Raw genomic sequence first — 479 nt, 5'->3', positions numbered from 1 at the left:
TTTTTGCCGGGGTGGCGGAACTGGCAGACGCACAGGACTTAAAATCCTGCGGTGAGAGATCACCGTACCGGTTCGATTCCGGTCCTCGGCACCATCATTTTAATAATGCGCCCGTAGCTCAACTGGATAGAGTACTTGACTACGAATCAAGAGGTTACAGGTTCGACCCCTGTCGGGCGCACCATTTTTAAAATGTTTAAATTAATACGGGAAGTAGCTCAGCTTGGTAGAGCACTTGGTTTGGGACCAAGGGGTCGCAGGTTCGAATCCTGTCTTCCCGACTCTTTTAAAATTATATATGGGGGCTTAGCTCAGATGGGAGAGCGCCTGCTTTGCACGCAGGAGGTCAGCGGTTCGATCCCGCTAGTCTCCACCATATTTATTATCGAATGAAGAAATGAACATTGAAAACTGAATTGCAATATGTCAACGTTAATTCCGAACACAACATTGAATTGTTGGTTCAAAACAAGTGTTAG

Annotated in this window: 4 tRNA genes; all 4 read left to right on the top strand. The window is 46.3% G+C overall.

Annotated features, from left to right (window positions below):
* Window positions 1–5 precede the first annotated feature (5 nt).
* Window positions 6–94: transfer RNA gene (locus tag ACSUE0_RS14530), tRNA-Leu, on the top strand.
* A 13-nt stretch (window positions 95–107) separates the two neighbouring features.
* A tRNA-Arg gene (locus ACSUE0_RS14525) sits at window positions 108–184 on the top strand.
* A gap of 23 nt (window positions 185–207) precedes the next feature.
* Window positions 208–281, top strand: a tRNA-Pro gene (locus ACSUE0_RS14520).
* A gap of 19 nt (window positions 282–300) precedes the next feature.
* Window positions 301–376 (top strand) — tRNA-Ala (locus tag ACSUE0_RS14515).
* Window positions 377–479 lie beyond the last annotated feature (103 nt).

Source organism: Staphylococcus sp. AS1337 (assembly GCF_051408735.1).
In the GTDB taxonomy this organism is placed as follows: domain Bacteria; phylum Bacillota; class Bacilli; order Staphylococcales; family Staphylococcaceae; genus Staphylococcus; species Staphylococcus xylosus_B.
Note: the sequence above shows the minus strand (reverse complement) of the source record. Positions and strands in the feature narration are given on the sequence as shown.